Annotated in this window: 13 protein-coding genes; 4 read left to right on the top strand and 9 right to left on the bottom strand. The window is 69.7% G+C overall.

Annotation, left to right across the window (positions count from 1 at the left end; all coding sequences use genetic code 11):
• Positions 1–158: 158 nt before the first annotated feature.
• Positions 159–1223 carry a trypsin-like serine peptidase gene (locus ABTW72_RS02755; RefSeq protein WP_350853350.1) on the bottom strand — a complete coding sequence of 355 codons (1065 nt, stop codon included), beginning with the start codon at positions 1221–1223 and terminating at the stop codon, positions 159–161.
• A gap of 511 nt (positions 1224–1734) precedes the next feature.
• Here ABTW72_RS02755 and ABTW72_RS02760 point away from each other — a divergent pair.
• Positions 1735–4833 carry a hypothetical protein gene (locus ABTW72_RS02760; RefSeq protein WP_350853353.1) on the top strand — a complete coding sequence of 1033 codons (3099 nt, stop codon included), beginning with the start codon at positions 1735–1737 and terminating at the stop codon, positions 4831–4833.
• 57 nt (positions 4834–4890) lie between these two features.
• Here the strand turns inward: ABTW72_RS02760 and ABTW72_RS02765 are convergent, their stop codons facing one another.
• Positions 4891–6126, bottom strand: coding sequence for an MFS transporter (locus ABTW72_RS02765; RefSeq protein ID WP_350853356.1), 1236 nt, complete (start codon positions 6124–6126; stop codon positions 4891–4893).
• 318 nt (positions 6127–6444) lie between these two features.
• Between ABTW72_RS02765 and ABTW72_RS02770 the strand changes: the two genes are divergently transcribed.
• A complete protein-coding gene (locus ABTW72_RS02770; RefSeq protein ID WP_350853359.1) occupies positions 6445–7164 on the top strand; it encodes a DUF8817 family protein in 720 nt (239 codons plus the stop codon).
• 126 nt (positions 7165–7290) lie between these two features.
• Here the strand turns inward: ABTW72_RS02770 and ABTW72_RS02775 are convergent, their stop codons facing one another.
• From ABTW72_RS02775 to ABTW72_RS02785, 3 genes are all read right to left on the bottom strand, one after another.
• Positions 7291–7803: a hypothetical protein gene (locus ABTW72_RS02775; RefSeq protein ID WP_350853361.1), complete on the bottom strand. Its 513-nt coding sequence runs from the start codon at positions 7801–7803 to the stop codon at positions 7291–7293.
• The gene (locus ABTW72_RS02780; RefSeq protein ID WP_181548569.1) at positions 7793–9592 is read right to left on the bottom strand and encodes a RyR domain-containing protein; all 1800 of its coding nucleotides are present in this window, start codon (positions 9590–9592) and stop codon (positions 7793–7795) included. The genes ABTW72_RS02775 and ABTW72_RS02780 overlap by 11 nt, the downstream gene beginning before the upstream one ends.
• A gap of 76 nt (positions 9593–9668) precedes the next feature.
• Complete coding sequence (locus ABTW72_RS02785) at positions 9669–13880, bottom strand: HEAT repeat domain-containing protein (protein ID WP_350853365.1); 4212 nt, start codon at positions 13878–13880, stop codon at positions 9669–9671.
• A gap of 297 nt (positions 13881–14177) precedes the next feature.
• Between ABTW72_RS02785 and ABTW72_RS02790 the strand changes: the two genes are divergently transcribed.
• Positions 14178–15134, top strand: coding sequence for an SCO2521 family protein (locus ABTW72_RS02790; protein ID WP_350853368.1), 957 nt, complete (start codon positions 14178–14180; stop codon positions 15132–15134).
• 7 nt (positions 15135–15141) lie between these two features.
• On the opposite strand, the gene ABTW72_RS02795 is transcribed toward ABTW72_RS02790, so the two are convergent.
• The 4 genes from ABTW72_RS02795 to ABTW72_RS02810 all read right to left on the bottom strand — a co-directional run bounded on the left by ABTW72_RS02795 (position 15142) and on the right by ABTW72_RS02810 (position 19892).
• Positions 15142–16119: an SCO2522 family protein gene (locus ABTW72_RS02795; protein ID WP_350853371.1), complete on the bottom strand. Its 978-nt coding sequence runs from the start codon at positions 16117–16119 to the stop codon at positions 15142–15144.
• On the bottom strand, positions 16104–17033 hold the full coding sequence (locus tag ABTW72_RS02800; protein WP_350853374.1) for an SCO2523 family variant P-loop protein: 930 nt from the start codon (positions 17031–17033) through the stop codon (positions 16104–16106). Before ABTW72_RS02800 ends, ABTW72_RS02795 begins: the two co-directional genes overlap by 16 nt.
• Complete coding sequence (locus tag ABTW72_RS02805; RefSeq protein WP_350853377.1) at positions 17034–18875, bottom strand: SCO2524 family protein; 1842 nt, start codon at positions 18873–18875, stop codon at positions 17034–17036.
• 225 nt (positions 18876–19100) lie between these two features.
• Positions 19101–19892, bottom strand: a complete 792-nt coding sequence (locus ABTW72_RS02810; RefSeq protein WP_350853379.1) for an SCO2525 family SAM-dependent methyltransferase — start codon at positions 19890–19892, stop codon at positions 19101–19103.
• Positions 19893–20290: 398 nt separating this feature from the next.
• Between ABTW72_RS02810 and ABTW72_RS02815 the strand changes: the two genes are divergently transcribed.
• Positions 20291–20779 (top strand): hypothetical protein, encoded by a 489-nt coding sequence (locus tag ABTW72_RS02815; protein WP_350853382.1) that lies wholly within the window; start codon positions 20291–20293, stop codon positions 20777–20779.
• Positions 20780–21239: the final 460 nt, after the last annotated feature.

Here is a 21239-nt window from a genome sequence, read left to right on the forward strand (position 1 = left end):
TGAACCGGGTTCATCCCGTTCCTCGACCATGACACAGGGATCACGGCAGGTCAGCAAAGGTCATCGCGAGTTTCGTGGACGTGGCCGGTGCGGGCGATGCAGGCGAGGGTGCCCGATGGGCCGCCAAGGCACAGAACGCGCATCGGCGGCCCACCGTCTCAGCCGTTGTCGATCAGGCTGGCGATCTCGTTGTAGATCAGGTGCGCCTTCGCGCCCTGGTTCGACGGACAACCGCCGAGGTGGTGCAGGGCGATCACGCGGTGGCTGGCGTTCAGCACGGGTGAACCCGAGTTGCCGCCGGAGGTGTCACAGCTGTAACTGATGTTCCAGGTGTTGTAGTTCGCGTTGCGGACGGCGCAGGTCGCGCCGTTCTGGGTGTCTTCGTAGATCGACAGCCGCTTCGCAGTGCCGTCGCCGTGCCCGGGGACATAGATCCGAGTGCCGTTGCTGGTAGCGGTGGTTGCCAGGTACAGCGTGCCGAAACCCTGGATGGCGGCGAAGTTGTTGACCGAGAACAGGGTGTAATCCAGCTGGCTGGAGCCGCCGCTGCTCACCTTGTAGAGGGTGGCGCCGCTGACCTTCGTGCCGGCGCCGGGATTCGCGCCGCCGCAGGTGGCGCACTGGTAGTTGAACTGCATCTCGCTGCCGCTCACGGCGGACTGCGTCGAGAAGCAGTGCTTGTTCGTCAGCATCCGGTTGGTGTTGCCGACCCGCCAGGTGGTGCACAGTCCACCGCCGCTGATCAGCAGCCGCGCCACCGCCCTGCCGCGGGCGTACTCGGTGGGATGGCTGTTCTGGTAGCAGACCACGTCCCGGCGGGCGTCGGTGCTGCACACGGACTGGGTGGAGAAGTTGTTCGCGGCGATTTCCGCGCGGTCGTATCCGCGCCAGAACCGGTCAATGGTGGCGGCGCTGCCACGTGAGGGGCGGCTGCTGTGCAGTGTCACCACGGCGGTGTCGCCCTCCACCGACATCGCCCAGAAACCCGGCTGCCCGTCGGTGGTGTAGTCCGAACCGGTCGCCCGGTTCAGGTGGCGGTCGTACCGGTAGCTCTCCTTGCCGTCGCGGCTCGACACGGTGACGTAGTCGCCCTGGGCCAGTCGCAGTGAGCTGAAGTGCACCTTGACGTACGTGGCACCGGGGTGCTGAATGATCTGTGTCCCGCCGTTCGGGGCGTAGGACAGGGAACTGTCGACGGTGCGGAGTTCACCGATCGTGGTCACACCCTCTGCCGAAAACTGGTTCGATTCCGGTGCCCGCTCGGATTGTGGCGTGAGGGGGGCAACCGAGTACGCCTCGGCGGCGGGTACCGACAGTAGGCTCAGCCCGAGTGTGCAGGCAGCGAGCGCGACCGCCCCCGTTCGTAGGCGGCGCAGGGCATGTTTCATCTGTCGCTCCTTCTCAGGAATCAGCACCGAGACGTGCCTTCGGTCTTCCTACCTGAGATCACGCAAGACATGTAATCCCATCTATGTCATAGCTGCCCGCCGCACTGCTTCATCCGCGACTGAGCACTGTCACCATGCCGCTTTCCTGCCCCCGGCCGAGGTCGTGAAGCCAGATCCGGCGCCGGTGCACTGCCCGCACTGACTGCGTGGTGGACCAAGGGGATTCGGGACGGGATCGTCGACGACGCGGCGCCGAAGACTCTGACCCAAATCGGATTGGCGTTCGCCGTCAGTCACGCGAGTCTGACCACGGCCGCGCCCAGCAGAAGCCTATTACCATGCGAGCGTGGCTCACGTTGCCCAGGTCCGCAGGCCGTACCCGCTGCTCGTCGCCGCAGCGGTCCTGTTCGCACTCGGCGCGGCCGCGGCCTGGGGGGTCGGCGACACGCTGGGGCTGAGCCACGCCCCCGCCGCCGTGCCGCGCGAGGACGCCGTCGCCGCGCCGACGCGGACGCCCGCACCGGTCCCGCCGTTGGCGTCCCTCGTCGTACCCGACGAGCCGCGCATCAGGAAGGCCGCAACCGCCGTCGCCGACGCGGTCGTCTTCCGCGGCCTGCCCCGGCCGGTGCTCGTCCCGGCCGCGTCGGGCCCGGCCAGGTCGACGGCGGCCGCGCCGGGCACCGGCACGGCGCGCGCCGCGGCTCCGGACCTGTCGGCGGTGAGCACGCTGCGGGCGGGCGTGCTGGCCACCCTCAGCGGGACGCCCGAGTCGTACCGGCTCGACGTGCGCGGCACCGAGCTGGCCGTTCAGGGCGGCGACGTCGCGGGCGTGGCAGCCGGGATGTACCGGCTGGCCGACCGGATCCGCTCCGGTGCCGAGGTGCTCCCTGCGGCGGACGCGGGTCGGGTGGTCATCCCCCGGCTCGGCCTGCGGCTGACCGACGCGGGTTCGGTGGGGCGCGAGCCCGACCCGGCCGTCTTCGCCGCCGGCGACGACTATGGCCTGAACACCGACGTGGTCGGGTCGGCGGTGCTGCCTCGCGCGCCGTGGGTGGACGCCGGCGCGGTGGCCCGCATCGACGCGCAGTTTCGGCAGTTCGTCGACCACTCGGTGGCACAGGGATTCAACGGAATCGTCGTGCCTGGCTTCCTGGAGTACGTCACGTTCGTGAAGGTCGGCGACGGGCGCGCGGTCTACCCACCCGGCGACCCGCACGTGGACCGCGCGCGGGCGATGGTCGCGGCGTTCGGCCCCGTCTTTCGGTACGCCGAGGACATGGGTGTGCGGGTCTTTCTGCTGACCGACATGCTCGCGGTGTCGCCCCCACTGGAGGCATACCTGACGCGGACCGTCGGCGGCCTCGACGTGGCCGACCCTCGGCTGTGGGCTGTCTACCAGTCCGGTCTGGCCGAGCTGTTCGAGAGCATGCCGTTCGTCGACGGCCTGATGGTCCGCGTCGGCGAGGGCGGCGAGGTGTACGCCGCAACCGGCTGGGACTACTCGTCAAGGCTCGCGGTCACCACGGAAACGTCGGTGCGCGCGATGCTGCGGGCGCTGCTGGACGTCGCGGGCCCAGCCGGAAAGGAGATCATCTTCCGCACGTGGACGGTGGGCGTCGGTGCGGTCGGCGACCTGCACACCAACCCGGAGTCGTACGCGCAGGTCCTCGGCGGGCTCGACGATGCGCATCTGATCGTGTCCACCAAGTACACCCTGGGCGATTTCTACAGCCACCTACCGCTGAACACCACGCTGCTGGGCGGTGGGCACCGCCGCATCGTGGAGTTCCAGGCCCGGCGCGAGTTCGAGGCGTTCGGCTCGCTGCCCAACGACCTCGGCCCGCTGCACCGCCAGGCGCTGCGCGCCTTCGTTGCGGCCAACCCGAACGTCGAGGGTGTCTGGAACTGGACCCAGGACGGCGGGCCGTTGCGCGCCGGGCCCATGTCGCTGTACCTGCGCGCCGGCTTCTGGCAGCTCTACGACCTCAACACGTACGCCGTCGGCCGCCTGGCCTGGGATCCGCACGCCGACCCGGCGCAGGTGACGGCGGACTGGGCGTACCGCACGTTCTCCGGCGACCCGGGCACCGTCGCCGCGATCGGGCAGGCCATGGCTCTGTCCCGGGAGGCGGTCACCAAAGGCCTCTACATCGGCCCGTACGCCGACCGGTCGGTGCGGGCGCTCGGGCTGGAACCGCCGCCCATGATGTGGATTTTCGAATGGGACATCCCGACCGGCGACTCCGCGGCGCTGGACAGCATCTACGCGGTGACCGGCGGCCGCGTCGACGAGGCGATCGAGGAGGGCAGGCAGGCTGTCGTGCTGGCCCGGCGCATGCGCGACCTGGTCGCCGCGACCGAACCGGCGACCTGGCGGGACGCCGAGCTGCGCGGGCGCTTCACCGCGACTCTCGACTACCAGGTCGACCTGTTCGAGACGCTGAGCGCGTACCGGGCCATGGTGCTGCGGCACGCGCAGTGGCTGGACACGGGTGCCCCGGCCGCCCGCCATGACTGGCGGCTGGCCGCGGCGGCGTACCACGACGCGCGCGACGCTCACCGGCAGCGCTACGGCGCCGACCTGGACCTGCCCGCGTACAACTTCACCGCCGCCGACCTCGGGGCGCAACGCGCCGACCGGGACCCGGCGATGGCCTGGGCGGCCCGGGCGATGCTCGGGTCGATCCTGCTGGTGGTGCTGCTCGGCCTGTACGGGCGCGGGTTCGGCGCAGCCGCCGCGCGCGGGTTGCTGCTCGGCGCGCTGCGGCCGTGGCGGGTCGCCGCGCTGCCGACGCCCGCGACGCGGGCGGACCGGGTGTTGGTGTGGCTGGTCCCGGCGGTGGTGCTGGTGGCGAGCCGGCTCGTGCTGACCTGGTTCGCCGCGCCGGCGCACCTGCTGGTCACCCTCGGTGGGTGGGCGCTGTTCGCCCTCGTCGTACGCCTCGTCGTCGGCCGCCGGGATCCGTTCCACCTGTGGGCCGTGGTCGGCGGCGTCGCGCTGCTGCGCAGCGTGCTGCTACTGGCGGCGCTCGCCGGGCGGGGACCGGGCGGTTACTGGTTCGCCTTCTGGACCGCGCCGAGTCTGCGCGCGGCGTACGTCACCGTCGCGTTCGCGGCGTTCTGCTGGCTGTTCGTGGTCGTCGCCGTGGTCCTGCGGGACCGGTACGGGCTGCGCCGCCGAAGCGCCGTCGGGCTGACCCTCACCGCCGCTGGTGTGCCCCTCGGCGTGCTGTCCGCCCTGATTGCGATGGTGGGCCTGGAACGCGCGCTGACGGTGTGGAACGACCAGCTCGCGCTGCTGCCGTGGGGCCTGTCCCGCATCCTCGGCATCACCGTCCACCTCGGCATCCCGGCCCAACTCCCCGCGTACACCGCCGCCGCCGGAATCGCCTCGGCCGCCGCCGGCCTGCTCCTGTCACTCGGCCGCCGCCGGCAGCCCGGCTGACCGCCTCACCCGGCCCACCGCACACAACCAACCATCGACCTGCCCGAAGGCGGAAGCTCAACCCCTGCTGACGATCTGGTCGGTCTTTGGCCCGACGGCGTCGTCAGGGCATGAGTGGTGGTCAGCTGACATGGTTCGGTTGGTCATAGCGAGGACGAGGGCGGCGCCCGCGAGCAGGGGCGGCAGCATGAGCGGGGCACGGTGCCCGGATTGCTCCACGAGCAGGCCTGCGAGTGACTGGCCAGCAGCCGTGCCGACGGGTCCGGCGGCGCAGACGATGGTCATGGTGATCGCGACTCGGGTGGGTGCCAGCCGCTCGGTGATGGCGTAGATAGTGATCATGTAAGGCGCGATGGCGGTTCCCGCTACCAGGACGACCGCCGCAAGTGGCAGCCGTGCCCCGCCGTCGGACAGCAGAATCATGGCGATCAGAAGCCCGAGAGCGAACAGGCGACAGCGGGTTCGCAGGGCCACGCGGGATGGGATCCAGGCGTAGGCGATGCCAGCGATGGCGCTGCCCGCACCAAGCGCGGCGTAGAGCAATCCGCCGGCGGAGGGATTGTCTGCCGCAGTGGCGTGTGCCGTCACTCCCACTTGAACGGTGCCGAAGATAGCGCCCATGATCGCCATGGCCGCACACATTGCTGCCAGCCCTGCCCGAGGCAACGGCACCGCCACGGATCGCGATGGCGCCCGCTCGGGAGCGGTCGTGTACAGCATCGCCAGCGGAACCGCCGCCGCAAGGAGAAGCACGATGCAGGCCGTGAGCGGCGCACCTGCTGGGACGGGAGCCCACACCGCGGCGAGAAGCCCGACAACAGCCGGCCCAGCGATGAAACTCGCCTCGTCCGCAGCAGCTTCGTACGACAGTGCGGTGGTAACCAGACCTGGCTGTTCGGACCGTGACCGCGCCAGATAAGACCAGTGAACACGGATCAGCGGACCTACCTGTGGTTGAGTCGCGCCGACGAGGACAGCAGCGCCGAAAAGTGTCGGACGATCAGCGAAGGTGGCGACAAGCAGACCGGCCAGAGCTACGGCGTTCGCAACGGCCATGAAGACGCCAAGCCGACGGATGCTGGTGCGATCGGCCAGCCGTCCGACGATGACACCTCCCATGCCGATGGCGAGGCTCTGAGCTGCGGCGGCCGCGCCGGCGAAGGCGTAACTGCCCGTGGCGTGCTGCAACAGCAGCAGCGTGCCCAAGGGCGTCATCGCATACGGCAACCGGGCGAAGAATCCGATGGGGAATACCACCGAACGGGTCGCACGGGCAAGCTCCCGGTAGGACAAGGCGTTCTCCTCGCATGACGAAGAGACGCGCCTACCCAGCCACCGGACGCGTGCAAGTCCCGATTCCGACCCGAGTTTAACGACGTCGACGCCCGCAGCCGCATCGCTCGACCGGGGAGCACGCCCACGACCGCCGCGCCTTGTCAGCGGCAGATCCGGGTGCCTGATCCTGGGGAGACATTTGGCGGGCAGGAAGGCACCGCCGATGGCTCGACTGGCAGCGTCAGGTTTCGGGGTCATCAGCCGATCGGGTGGCCGAAGGCGATGATCGGCTATTTCCATGTGCGACGGGCACCCTGCGACGCTTAGGAAGGAGGCATGACCAACGAGCGGACCGTTCCCCTGCTGCCGTGCGCGTCCATTGACGACATCGAATCCTTCTACGGAGTTCTCGGTTTCCGCACCACGTACAAGCAACGCAAGCCCAACGCGTGTGTGGGGGTGCAGCGGGAAGACCTGCATCTGCAGTTCTTCGAGATCGCCGGATTTGACCCTGAGCAGTCCTATGGCTCCTGCCTCGTAATCACCGCGGACATCGAGGGCCTGCATCGGGCCTTCGCAGCCGGCATGCGCGCCGCGTACGGCAAGGTACTGGTGTCCGGAACGCCGCGGATGACCCGGCCCAGGGCGCGGAAGAACGCCGACGGGTTGGGCGGATTCAGCGTCATCGACCCCGGCGGCAACTGGATCCGCGTCTTTCGGGACGCCGCCACCGCACCCATGCCGGCCGCCACACCTGCCGGGCGGCTGGCAAAGGCCCTGGCGAACGCTGTCGTACAGGCCGATTCCAGGGGAAGCGTCGGACAGGCCGTTCGGATCCTCGACAGCGCGTTGGCCCGCCCGCAAGCCGACGACGACCCGGTCGAGCAGCTAGAGGTCCTGGTCTACCGCGCCGAACTCGCCATGGTGCTGAACGATCCAAAGACTGCGGCCGAGATGCTGGCCCGCGCCCAGTCCGTCACGCTCACCGAAGACGAATCCGAAAGGGCGGCACCCGCGTTCGACAACGCCGCCGAACTCGCGGTGGCACTACGGTGACTCACGATACGAACGCACATGTCGGGGTTGCGAAGGATTGTACGAGTGGTGCTCGACCTGACCTCGCACTGACGATGCGCGGTTGACCTGGCCGGTGCTCTGCCACCCGACAGCAGGACCGGCCCGTCAGCCCTCGATGGGCGTTCGGCGGGCACCGACAGGCCAGACGATCGTGGTCGGGACGCCGTGGTGCCGCGCCCAGTCGATGGTCCGGTCCGTCGACGCCGGGTGACGGCCAGGTCTGCCGTCCCACACCGCCACGAGTCGCTGCACCCGTCGGACCAGTTCCCGGTTGGCAAACACGTAGGCGGCGGTGTCCGAGCGGTCGTAACCGGTGTGGACGACCGCTGCCGCCCGGTCCAGCAGTTCGTCGAAGGCCAGCCGATTCTCCGGCCTGATCACCGCGACCCGGTAGTCGCGGGCCGGCAGGATCACCTCGTAGGTGCCGCCCAGATCGAGGATCGTGCGCGCGAAGACCTGGTCTGCGCCGGCCGCCAGGCAGGTCACGCCGTGCACGGGCCGGTCGCTGATCCGGCCCAACTCGACGCGGAGAGCGTCGGCGACGAGCAGCTCTGTGTCGCGGGTCAGGTTGATGTGCCCGGTCACGCCGACCCGGACCGGGCCGAGGTCAGGCGGCATCCCTCGGGCCTCTCCGCTGCGCGGGCACCGGGGGTGCCAGCCGGATCAGCTCGAACCCGCTGTCGGACAGCACGTCGGGCAGTGCCCGGATCCCCTCGCGATTCTGCTCCTGCACGTCGGACGGCAGCTCCTCCCACGGCCGCAGGGCGGGATGCCGCCGCTGGACGTCATCACGCGGGTCGCCGTACGTCCAGCCGTCCCCGCGCCGTTCCCGACACCACCGGTCGTGCTCCAGGCGGGCGAGTTCCTCGATCCGGTCGTCGATGGCCTGCCCGGCGGCCGAGGCGTCACCGGTGCCACCGTGGCGGGGCGCCACGACGCAACCGAGATCCAACAGCTTGGCGGCGATGTCCTGCACGTGGGCCCGGTTGGCCCGCCGCAACGACTCGGGTAGTCGTGACCAGTCCACCATCGCCGGGGCGTCGCCGAGCCGTACCCCGGCGCGCTGCTGGGCCTGGACGTACCGCTCGTGGATCAGCCGGGCCAGCCGCTCGGTGAGGTCCTCGGCGATCAGCCGGGCGTCGCAGGCGTGGGTGAGCACCGGATAGAGGCGGAGCTTGCCGTGTACCTCGTCGAGCAGGTCGTGACGGGAGTCGCCGTGGAAGGCAGCGGCGAGCGCCGCCTGCCGGTAGACCGGCACGAACACGGCACTCTCGGCGCCCTGCCACAGGGCGGGCGTGTCCAGCACGAACTGCAGGCCGCTGATCTCGTCCGGTGCACAGACGTAGATGCGGTCGTAGCGGTCGCGGCCGAGACCGACGACACCGTCGAGGTCCAGGTCGTACGCGGTCAACTGGCAGACGGTGGCCAGGAACGGGTAACGCGACGACGCCAGAGCGATCTCGGTGCCGGCATCCGGTGCCACGACGTCCACCCGCAGGGGTGGCACGGCGTGGCCCCCGGGGGTGTCGGCTCGGGATGCGCGCCAGTGCCGGGCGGTCTCCACCAGGAGAGCCCGGCGGAAGGTGCCGGTGCCCGCGATGAGGATCCTGGTGGGCTGGTCTCCCCCGCTGGGCAGCGGGTGGTGCCGGTGCAGTGCGCGTGCGGCGACGTCGTCGACGTGGAAGTAGTCCAGCCGCAGCCGGCTGGACCCGGCGGCACCGAGTCGTCGGGCCTGCAGGGACAGACACATCTCCGAGTCGTGAACCAGGATGTAGACCCGCGGTGGTTGCCGTCGGTCCTGGATGAGCCGATTGGCGGTGTTGGCGATCGCGTGGTTGCGGTCGTCGTCCTCGCTGCAGGCGTAGATGGTGTGGGCTCGCGGCAGTCCCGCGCCTCGCAACACCTCGGGGCTGGTCGGGTCGCCGACCACGCCGAGGTACCGGCGCCATCGGTACTCCAGCGGCCCGAACGGTTCGGAACGCACCACCACCACACGTTCACCGTCGGCGAAGAGCCGGTCGGCGAGCATGTGGGCGAACTGGGAGTCGCCGCAGACCAGGACGTGACCACGTGCTCGCCGGGCGCGCAGGCGGCGAGTCTCGGCGGCCAGCAGCAGCCGGCTGGCCTCGGCCACGGCGAGGAGCGTGAACAGCGGGGCGGCGAACCGGGCGACCTGCAGCTGCCACGGGTAGGGGCCGGCGTCCTGGAAGGGTTCGGCCCCGAAGACGAAGAGTTGCAGGTCGTAGTAGAGCACGTCGTACGGATCGTGGGCGACGTCCGGTCGGGCCTGGAGCAGGCGCTCGAAGCCGACGTAGCCGAGGACGAGAGCGGCCAGCCCGATCACTCCGAAGAGGACTCGCAGACTCCAGCCGGCCGAGCGCGACGAGCCGGCGACCGGATCCGTCATGAGCTCATGGTATTTGACGAGGTCGATCGGATCGTCGCTCGACGCGCACACATACGCACGTACGGCTCCGGATCGATCACGGAAAGTCGTCGGGTCGGGTGTCGGGCAGCGTGGCCAGCAGTTGCCCGGCCAGCCGCCGCACCACGCCGTCATCCTCCTGATGCGCGAGCCGCACCAGCACCTCCCGGGTCCGGGTGTCCCTGTCGTAGTGACGGGTCAACGCGAGCAGCGCGGTCCGGCGGATCTCCCAGTCATCGTCGTCAGCCAGCCGCAGCAGCAGGTCCCGTACCCCCGTGCGGCCGGCCAGGCTGGCGCCCAACTGCTCCACGGCTCGGCGGCGAACCTCCAGGGCCGGATCGTCGCGGACCAGCCCGACCAGCAGCACCTGAACCTCCGGGTCGGCGCCGAAGTGCTCGCCGAGCGCGGCGGCGATGCGGGCGCGGATCGCCGGGTCCTGGTCCGACAGGCGGCGCATGAGCCGCAGCGTCACCGCCATGGACGCCGAGCCCTGCTCGGTCAGACAGCGCACGGCCGCATCGAACACGGTCGGGTCGGTGTCGGACTCGACGCATTCCAGCAGCACGTCGGTCACCAGTTCCGGGCTCCCGTACGCGCAGAGGGTCTGGACGGCGGCCAACCGGATGCCGACGTAGCTGTCTCGGCGGGCCCGCCGGCACAGCGTCTCCATCAGGCCCGGGGCGTCGCCGTGGCGGGCGAGCGCCTGGGCGGCGGCGCACAGCACGTTCGGGTCGGGGTCCCGACTGACCTGCTCGGCAAGGCACTCCCGCACCTCAAGGTCCGGTGGGTCGGCGAGACGGGCCAGGCTGCGGGTGACCCGCAGCCGGACGATCGGGTCCCGCTCCTGGGATGCGCGGCTGATGAGCAGATCCCGGGTCGCGTGGCCGAACAGCGGTCGCCCGGTGAGCAGGTCGACCGCGGCGAGCCGGACGCTCGCGGTCGGATCGCGTCGAGCGCTCTCCAGCAGCAGTTCCCCGGTGCGATGGTCGGGGTAGGCCTCGGCCAGCGCGCGCACCGCGGCGAGGCGTACCGTCGCGTCCTCGTCGACGTGAGCCGAGCGGGCCACCACGGTCCACCCGGTGTCGTCGGCGCGGTCCCGGTCGATCAGAGCGGTGACCGCGGCGGCCCGCACAGAGGACTCCTCGTCCTGCTCGATCTGATCGATCAGCCGGGCCCGGCAGCGCCCCTCCGGGTCGGGTACGAGCGCCAACCGCTGCACGGCCACCGCGCGGACCCGCGCGGACGTGTCCGAGCAGGCCAGCTTCAGCAACAGCTCGGTGCTCTCCGGGCTGGGTCGCTCGGGCAGCAGCTCGATCAGGATGCAGCGTCGGACCTCGTCCGGGGAATCGCCGGTGACCCGCTGCAACGCCGTGGTTCGTGCGGTTCCGGCGTACTCCGGCAGAACCAGGAGACCCTTCAGCACGCAGTGCACCACACCGGGGTCGGTGTCGGTGGCCAGCAGTCGCTGCATCGTCTCGGGTGCGTCCGGCAGGTCGGCGCAACGCGCGGTGAGCACTCCGGCGGCGGCCCGCCGCACCGCGACGGCGGTGTCCCCGGTGGCCCTGGCCAACACCTGACGGACGTCGTCGGAGAGCTCGGACCGGGTGCCGAGGGCCTGCACGGCCAGCGCCCGCACCGCGAGATCGGGGGAATTGGCGAGGTCGCGCAGCACGTCCACGAGGTCGAGGTCCGCGCCGAAGTGGGCGACCAGTGCGCGGACGGCGGCCTGCCGCACCGCGGTGGAGACCTCGGCCTGTGCCTGGGCGAGCAGGATCTCCCGGCATCGGTGACTGCTGCCGCCGGTGGCCTCGAGGCGGCCGGCGGCCTCGGCCAGCCCGGCGACCAGGGTGAGGTGGGCCTGCCGCTCGCGGCCCTGCCCCAGCTCCCGGACGAGCAGGTCCTCTATCTGCTCCTCGGCGGTGGACAGCACGGCCGCGATCCGGGTGGCGAAGGGAGAGCCGGATCGCCAACTGGTCCGGACCCCACGGCGGCGGTACCAGTGCAGGAAGATCTCCCGGCCGGGCCAATTCGGGCCGAGCGCCCGAATCGAGGACAGCAGCTCCTGCTCGGTGAGATCCACCAGGTTCGGGTCGTCGGCGGAGATGCCATGCTCGATGAGACGCACGACCTGGCGCAGCACGGCGTCGCCGGCGCCGGCCAGCTCGGCGGGCTGCGGCGCCTCGGCCACGCACTGCGCCGCCAGCACCAGGTTCCACGGCGGCCCGGTCAGGTTCAGCGGCGGCCACGGTTGAGTGGCCTCGGTGGCGAGCAGGGTGACCAGCTCGTTGGCGGTCTGGGCGGGCAGGGCGCTGGCGACCAGTCGAAGCACCTCCCGCCACGACGGGTCGGCCCAGTGCTCGCGAAACAGCGAACGCAGACGATCGAGGCCCCAGGTCGGATCGTGCTCGCATCTGTCCACGATCTCTTCGGCACAGAAGAACTCCAGGAACGCGCGGTGCACGAACCCGAACAGTCGCAGTCCGTAACGTTCCAGGATGAAGCTTCGCTGGCGCAATTTGTCGATCATCGAGTAGGCCATGGCGAGCGCCCGCTCATTCTCAAAACCGTAGAACGCGACGAGGTGGTCCCGGAAGATGCGCGCCAGTTCGTCGGATTCAATGTAGTTTCCGGCAGGACCGGACTCGCGGAACTGCATCCAATACGCCAGGTGACGCAGCAGCCGACGCTTCGCCTGCAGGTCCAGCGACGGCACGTCGCCGTGGCTCTCGCGCAGTTGCTTGGTCACGTCCCACTCGGAGATCAGGACGTCGGTCACGTGCGCGTAGAGCCGGCGTCGGTTGCGGGGCAGCGGGTGACCCCGGCCGACGATCGCCATGAGCATCAGCAGCAGGGGGTTGCCGGCGATCTCGCGCATCGCTCGGGAACTGCCCACCACGTCGAGGATCTGCCGCCGCTGCCGCTCTGCCTCCGCAGCCGGCGTGGGCATCACGTAGCGGTACCAGTTGCCGAGAAACCTCGCGATCTGCTCGTCGTCGAGATCCTCCAGCGTGAAGTGGTCGAAGCCGGCGTTGGCGAAGGTGTGCCGCTGGTAGCCGGCCGCCCGTGAAGTGACAACGGTCAGCACCCCCGGGTACTCGTTGGCGAACGTGGCGATCTGCGCGGCCACCTCTTCCCGCTGCGCGGGGTCGAACACCTCGTCCAGGCCGTCGAACAGGAACAGCGCCTGGCCGCCCTGGCGCAGGTACGCCTCCAGCACGTTCTGGTCGATACCGGCCAGCCCTTGCTGGTGGCGGTGGCCGACGTAGTCGAGCAAACCGTCGCACCGGCCGTCCCCGTGATGGGTGGCGTAGGAGCGCAGCTCGATCAGGACGGGTAGGTACCGGTCCAGCGCACTCAGTCGAGGCTCGACGCAGACCCCGGCCAGCGTCAGCGCCAGGTACCGCGCGGCCGCGGACTTGCCGGAGCCGGGGTCGCCGAGCAGCACGATCGTGCGCCGGCCCGGGTCGGAGACCACGTCGAACAACGACAGCTCGTCCTTGGCCGCGTACTCCTCCCAGAGCCGCTCCACCTCCTCCGGATTGACCACCCCGGGCAGCCCGCCGACGTCGTCGCCCGGCGTGGACCCGGCCCAACGCCACCACGCCAGCGGCATCTCCGGTCGCGCGTCCTCGTGGACGCGGGGTTCCACGAACACCTTGGGCAGCCCGACGGTGAGGTAGCCGATGGTGGGGCGCGGTGAGACCGCGTCCACCGAGACGGCCTGGTATCTCAGCGACAACTGCTTGTAGTACTGGTTGCGGACGGCCGTCGGCAGGTGGGTGTCCGGGTCGGCGGGCTCGCGTGCCGGGGACCTGCCACTGCGTACGTCGGCCAGTGCGGCGGTCACCTTGGCGGTGAGGTCGTCCACACCGGAGAAGAAGGCGCAGAGGTGGCGCTCCTTGAGCTCACGGCGCAACGCGACGATCTGCTGCCAGTCGGCGTCCCGGTCGATCATGTCGACCGGCCAGGGCGTGTCCTCCGCGAGCAGGAAGACCAGGCAAGGCTTTCCCGCCGCGAGCGCCTCCCGGTATTCCAACTCGGTGATGGAGGACTCCTGGCCGGGCGGCCGGAACCCGTACCGCCAGGCGAACAGCCCCACGTAGAGGTCGCATCGGCGCACGTCGGCGAGGCAGCGCTCCAGCGGCGGCCGGATGTCGGCGCCGTACGCCTCCATGGCGACGTCGTCGATTTCGAGACGGCGAGCCACGGCGTGCACGGCAGCGCGGTATTCCAGCAGGTCCTTTTGTGTGGCCGAAATGTAGACCTTCATGAACGGCAAACTCCAGGGGGTGGCTGGCGACCGCACCATTGAAAATATCAGCCGCTGTCACGTCCGTCCGACCCGCGAACACTCCGAACGTCCGCCGTGCATGGGATTCCCGCCGATCCCGGGCCTATGATGGCCATCAACAGATACGGATCCGGGCTGTCGAATCTCGTACTCGCGGAGTTTCGGTTGTCCGACGCGGATCCGTGTCAGTGCCGGTCGCGAGGGGTGTACGTCAATCAGAATGAGCCGCATACCGCGGGATGAGCGCGGAGCGGTGGCAGCGTTGCGGAGGAAGCCATGCTCACGGTCGGTGAGGTGCACACCAGCCTTCTGCAGCACAGCACGGCGTTGGCCCAGGAGCAGAGCGCCGAAGTGCTCAGCCTGATCGAGGGCGAGGCAGTGCTGACCTCCCGGCGTCCATCGCTGTACGCGGTGTCACCCGATGTCCGCACCGGTGTCGACTGCTGGCTCCCGAGCGCCAGACAGCGCCAGTTACGTGGGGTGGGAGCCGTCGTCACCCGGGCCATCATCACCGGCGGCCGGATCGTGCAGGCCTCCTCGGTCATCCACGTCGTCGCCGGCGAGCGCCGCCAGCCGTGGTCGCACTATCTGGCCAACCCCGGCGTCCTGGAGACGGTCGGCAAGCTGGACGTCGCCGACCTGGGCGCGGGCTTCCTGCACGGCAACAACGCCGACGTGCTGAACCTGGAGGCGATCACCGGCAGGGTGCTCGACGGTGTGCAGATGTCCGACCTGCTGGACCGGCGCCCGCCACTGCGCACCGCCCGCACACGGCTGCGCTGGACCGCGCAGGCCGACGAGCGTCCGAACCGGGACGTCTCGGCGGTGGTCACCGTGGACTCACCCACCCTGCGTACGGTCGAACTCGTGCTCGACCCGCAGGACGTGCCGGCCGCCGTGGCCGGGCTCTGCGAAGATCTCGCGTTGCACGACTGGCTGCTGACCATGCTGTCCTCGCTGGTGGAGTCCGCGGTCACCCGATCGGCGTCCGGGCAGGAGCACGTCGAGCGGCTGCGGCCGGTGCTGGAGCACCTGCTGCACCTGTGGCTGCCCGGCGCGCGGGTGCACCCGCGGCTGCGGCCCATCTGGGACCAGTTGGAACAGGTACCCGGGTTCAGCCGTCAGTGGAACTCGTCGGTCAACTGGATCCGGGATCAGATCAGCGTGAGCAACATGGCCCTGCTGCGCGACCTGGCCGGGCGGGTGGCCGTCGACGAGCCGTGCCGACGCTGAAGCACGCTCAGTCGCTGATGAACACGTAGCTCAGCCGGTCAACCAGCTCGCTGGGCAGGTGCAGGCCCTCGCCACCGGCCCGTTTGGCGACCTGCTGCGCGACCACCGGCGGCACCGCCACCTGGCCGAGGATGGTCCGTACGGCCAGCTCCACCGGCAGGTACTGGGTGCCCATCAGGGTCAGCGTGCGATACGCGCAGAACGGCGCGGCCGCCGGGTTCAGCTGCACGATCGCCGGCAGTTCGTCCCAGTCCGTCGGCAGCTCACCGGCGAGCCGACACGGCTGCGTCATCGTCTCCCCCCGATGCCGTAGCACGCCGAGCCGGGTCATCTGCCAGACCGAGGCGAGCAGGGCGCAGGCCCACACCCGGGCGTCCGGCTCGTCGGACCAGAGTTCGATGTCGACGAAGATGGAGTGCCGGGGATCGCCGGACTGCAACGGCGGAGACCACGGACGTGGCAGGGTCATCGCCGGCGCGTCGACGTGCCCGGGGGACCGCTTACCGTTGGACAGCCAGCCCGACTCGCTCAACGGTGGACGACTCCCGGTGGTGTGCCGAGGTGGTTCCACCACCAGCGTGTCGACCACCAACCGGGCCAGCTCGGCACCGTCGTGCCGGGCGAAGCTGGACTCCCGGGCCACGTAGTCCAGGATCAGGCCGTGCTCCGCCGCGGCGCTCTGCACCTGCGGGATCACCTCGCGCGGGGTACCGAAGCGGTGGAAGTAGTCGTCCAACATGAAGCAGGTGCTGATCCGCGGCTCCCGGTGTGCGGGCAGCCCTCGTCGGGCCAGAGCCGGGATCGCGGCCGACCAGTCCGCGATCCGCTCGAACTTGCGCCTCAGCTCCTCACACCCGTCGCCGAAGTCCTCCGCGTAGAAGTGCCCCAGCTCCACCGACAGATGCGAGTACGCCACGCTCTCTGTACGACGCACCGCAGCTGCCTCCTGGAACCTGACATCCATGCCGATCACGCGGTGTCCCATGCCGTCTCGTCGAAAAGCTTCTCGGTCAGGTCAACGAAGGCGTCCACCGTCTTGACGTTGGCAATTTTGGATTGCACGTCGTGATCGGAGATCAGCTGCTCCCGCCACTGCAGCAGAGGGTCCAGCGGCACCGCGCCTAGCAGCGTCGTACGCCCGACACCTCGTCGTCGGGCCAGCTCCGACAGCTCCGCGTCGCACTTGCGCAGGAAGGCCTGCTGGGCGAGGCCGAGGTGGCCGACTTCCGGGCCACGTGAGTCGATCACCGCCGTACGGATGAAGCGCAGCGACTCCCGCAGCCTGTCCGGCTCGTGGCCGTACTCCTTGCCCATGGCCACGATCCCACCCGCCTCGAAGGCCAGGTCCGCCGCTGCGGTGACGTGCTGGGGTGTCCACCGGTGGAAGACCAACCAGCGCACGGCGACCTTGCGCAGGGTCGAGGTCGCGGTGGCGGCCAGCGCGATCTGGCTGGCGTACGACCGGCCGGCGCTGAGGTCGACCAGGGTCAGGTCGAACTCCTCCTCCAGCCGGAGGAAGAGCTCCGCGCAGCGCTTGGCGATGTCGTTGGTGAAACCGAACTCGCTACCGTTGCGTTGCCCCGGCAGGAGCACCAGCGGACCGGACCCGATGGGCCGCTGACGCAGGCTGGCACGTTCGGAGGTGCCCCACACGTCCAACTGCTCCGGAGACGGAATCTCCCCGCGCAGATATCGGTGCAGGCCGCCACCGTTGGGCCCGGCGCCCTCCACGCCATTGACGGCCTGTGGAATCTGGAACGTGATGCCGGCCGTCGGCGAGCCGAAGTCGTAATCCAGGTAGCAGGTGGGGCGACCGGACAACGCGCTGCGGTAGGCGATGTTCGCCGCGGTCACCGACCGCCCGGTGCCGCCCTTGTGCGACGTGACGAAGACCAGCATTCAGATCCCCTCGCTGGCCTTCTGCTGCCCGGTGGCGACGTCGTTGAGCAGCAACAGGAGAGTGTTCGCCAGAGCGGCCGCCGTGCCAGGACGCTCGTCAACCAGCAGCTGCGCCCGGCCCAGGCTGGCGCGGATGCTACGCATGCTGCGCTGCATCGCCTCACCGTCGAAGGTGCCGCGCATCAACTCCCGGTCGAAAAGGTATTCGGCCTCGTCGATGAGGTCCTGCGCGTAGTCGGCAAGCCGGCCGGCTCGCGGGAACGGCCGCTCCCACAGCAGCTGACCCGAGGTGACGAGAGCCTGCACCACCCGCTCGGTCAGATACCAGGAGGGTGCGTCCGGCTTCGGCGCCAGGCCGGGAAAGGCACCACCGGCGTGGTCCCACAGCCCCTGGTGCCGACCGTCCGGGATGCGCCGCAGCAGCAGGTGGTCCCACACCTCGTCGGCCAGCTCAAGCAGTTCACTGCGCCGTCGGGCGTTGCTCAGCAGACCGGCGACGGTGGTCGCCCGCTGTAGCAGCACCGTGGAGAACTCGTTCACGTTCCACGTCATGATCGGCTTTGACGTGTCGTCGTTCAGGGTCACCCGCTTGCCTGGCGCGTGCACGAACAGCGCCGGCTCGCCGGGCGACGCCCGCCGGGTGATCCGCGCCCGCTGCGCCAGCTCCACCAGCACCGAGGCGATCCGCCCGAGCTCCTCGTCACCGCCGCGCCCGACGGCGATCAGGCCCTTCACCGCCAGCGACGTGGCCTGGAGGGTGTAGTAGTCGGTCCGGTCACCGTCGGTCGTCCGCCAGGGGATGTCCTCGATGGGCCACCGCCGTCGGTTGCCGAAGGTCGCCACCGTCGCCCAGTACGTCCGCGTGAGCTCCCAGCGCAGTTGCAGCGCCCGGGACAGCCGCTGCTGCTCCTCGTTGAGCAGCCCGAGCAGCCGGGTGCGTTCGGAGTTCAGGTCCTCGATGGCGTCCATCGCGATCACTGTGAAGTAGAGGTAGGGCGCGTTCTCCGCAGAGCCCTCACGCTGCAGGCCGATCGGTTCGGTGGTCGGAACCTCCTCAGCCCCGGAGATGACCCCCCACGACCAGCCGCACTCGAACAGCATCTCGCTGTTGTCCAGATCCTCGGTCACCCGACCCGAACCGATGATCACGCTACGCAGGCTCGCCATCGTGTCCCGCAACTGCTCGCGCAGCGCCGCCACCAGCTCGCGGCGCGGCAGCTCGTCCTGGTTGACCATGTCGCACAGACGAGTGCCGTACTCGTCGCTGGAGGTGAAGACGAAGGTGCTGAAGCTGCGGAGCAGGCCGACCATCGCCGCCGTGAGGCGCGCGCCCGCCATCGCCTCCAGTTCGTCCAGTTGCGCCAACAGGTCGCGCCGCTGGGTGGAGCCCCGGTAGACCTTGACGAAACCGATCGTCGCCAGCGTCAGTGTGACCGACACCGCGAACGAGTCGACGATGTCCAGGGAACGCTGCTCGTCGGTGAGTTCCGGACCGCCCTCCAGCGGGGTGAGGTAACTGCCCCCGCCGAAGATCGGAGCGCCAGCGTCATCGGTGTACCGCCGAAAATAGTCGATCATCACGCTGACCAGCCGGCGGGGAATCTCGATCGCGCCGCCGATCGGGCTGAGTGCCTCGATCACCTCTTCGTCGGCGCGGTCCGGGTCGTCCAGTGACAACACGGGGACCTTGGCCGCGGGGAGCAACAGGGTCAGCAGTTGCTCCGCGTCGCTGATCGAGTTGCTGCCACTTCGGCTACCCCAGTGCCATTCACCGTTCGCCCAGCAACTGCGAACCGTAGCCCGCCAGATGTCGAGGATCTCCTGGCGCGGCTGCATCCGCATGATCCACCGCCGTCTGTTGTAGTCGACTCGAAACCTCTGGTATTGCCGTGCCCACGATGGTCCACTATGACGTACAGCATCATGGTAGCGGGCCAGTCGAGTGCCACTTGAAAGGCTTCGATGGTCGCGTGTCGGCACTCCGGCCAATCGGGTGCGATGGAATGCCGCGCCGCCACGCTGCGCCGACAGCACGGCATCGGCGCATCCCGCAGGCACGCATCGGCGCTATCCGCGCGTACGGCCGGTGGCCAGCAGCATGCTCAAATACCCGTCCCGCAGCGGCGGCTTCGGCCGTACCTCGTGGACGTCCAGGTCGTACGCGCCCGTCGCGATGCTGGCCACCACGTCGGCGCGTTGCAGTGCCACCGCCGGGAACATCCGCCGACCGACGCTGTAGCCGAGGGATCCGAGCATGACCGTCACGGCGAAGGGCGACCCGGGCCGCAGCGCGTCCAGAAACCGACCGATCGCGTGCTCGGCCTCGGCCCGGTCGGCCGAGATGGAGCAGGCCACGAAGAACATCGTGCCGGCGCTCCAGGCGTGCCTCGGCAGGGTGAAGACGCTGGCCCGCACCACCCGGCCCACCTGCGCCAGGCGCCGGCGCGGGTCCGCCAGTGCCGCGTACGCCGGGTGCTCCGCACACACCTGCCAGTACGGGTCCCAGAGCTCGTCGTAGCTGTCGACCTGCGTGCGCAGCCAGTTCACGTTCGCCGTCGACCATTCACACAGGTCGACGGCCTTCGCGAACGGCAGAAGCGACAACGCGGGGTACAGATTCGCTCCCGACCCCACGTCGACGCACCGCGCGTCGGAGAGCTTCGCCTCGGCGAAGAAGTCTCGGATGCGGCAGAGGATCTCCCGGTCGTCGGACCGCAGATCCGCGTAGTTGTGCCGGACATATGCCTGCGGGTCGAAGCTGTCCCACTCGACGTCGGAATTGATCGGCCTCGGCGACTGAATCGGCGAGCGTGGCGTCGACTCGCCGCAACCGCCCCCAGTCGCCGGGGTCAACGCCATGGACGGGCCTCCATCGGGTCGGCGAATCACATTGGTCGCTGAAGCGGCGCTCAGTGCACTGCCCATTATGTATCGGAGGTGGTGTTGGCTCACAAGTGTAGGAACTTCACCAACCGCCGGGAATGGCGACGACAGAACGGTGGTCGGATGCCGACGACACGTCCGCACCGGCCCGATCGACACCTGGCTGGCCTCCGCCTTCGCAGCCCACACCACATCAGACGAACCATCACCGCGATGAACGAAGCTGAGCCGTTGGATCATCCGCCCGCGACCGCCGCGCCTCGCATCCATCTCCAGACCCCGGGGCTCGGTGCTCGTCGGCCCGATAACTGATCCCACCCGTGCGACCGGGGCTGGTAGCGTGCGCCGAACATGAAGATCATGGGGGAACATCGATGAACCGAACTCGACTCGTCCTGACTGGCATGGCCGTTGCGGCGGCGATCGCCATGTCCGGCTGCGATCCGCAGCCGAAATCTGAGGGCACCGCAACCTCGCCGTCCCCGGCGGCCTCGAGCGCCGCCCCGACCGGCGGCGCGGCCACCACCGCGACCAGCACCGCAGCCAACGACGCGGCCACAGTGAAGGCCTGCGCCGACATCAAGAAGGACATCAAGGACAACGCGACCAAGGTCACCGAGGCCGAGAAGATCGGCCCGCCAGCCGGGCACTTCGCGGTCAGTGCCCAGTGGGCCGCCGGCTCGGTCGCGATCCTGGCGCACTCGATCGGTGCCAACGAGGCAGTCACCGCCGCCTCCGAGAAGATCCAGAACGAGATGATGGGCCTGAGCGACGCGTACAACAAGTCCGCCAAGGCCAAGCCCAGCAAGAAGGCGCTGGAAGCCGCCATCAAGGAGCTGGACACCGCCTGCTCGGCCGCCTGACCGGCTCGACCACGCGATCGGCGGTGACCCTCACCCAGACGGTCACCGCCGATTCGCATGTCCGTGCGGCCGGCGGCACCTGGGCCAGCGGCCTCTGAGCAACCCACGGTCAGCCTGCACGACGCCCAGCGAGCCACCGCGAAGAGCGCGACGGTCTGCCCGCACTGGCCTGGCTTCGGTGGCTGTCCCCGTTCGGGCTCTTGGCCCGGACCCGCCCGTTCGACGTCAATCGAGGGCCGCCGGTGTCGGTGCTGGCGTTCGCCGCGGTGCTGCTACCGGCCTTGGTGTTCCCTGCGTTCGCGCTGGAGACACCGGTCGGGCGGGGGTGACCGGGACTCAGCGTCGGGTCGAGGCCACGGGGTACGGCGGAGCGACCTGCTTGGCAGCCGCGATCGTCTGGCCGGAGTCACCGAGCCGCTATCCTTGATCGAGTACGACCTGTACGCATATGTCCGCTAGC

Origin of the sequence: Micromonospora sp. NPDC127501, from assembly GCF_040302185.1 — a bacterium.
Lineage (GTDB): Bacteria > Actinomycetota > Actinomycetes > Mycobacteriales > Micromonosporaceae > Micromonospora.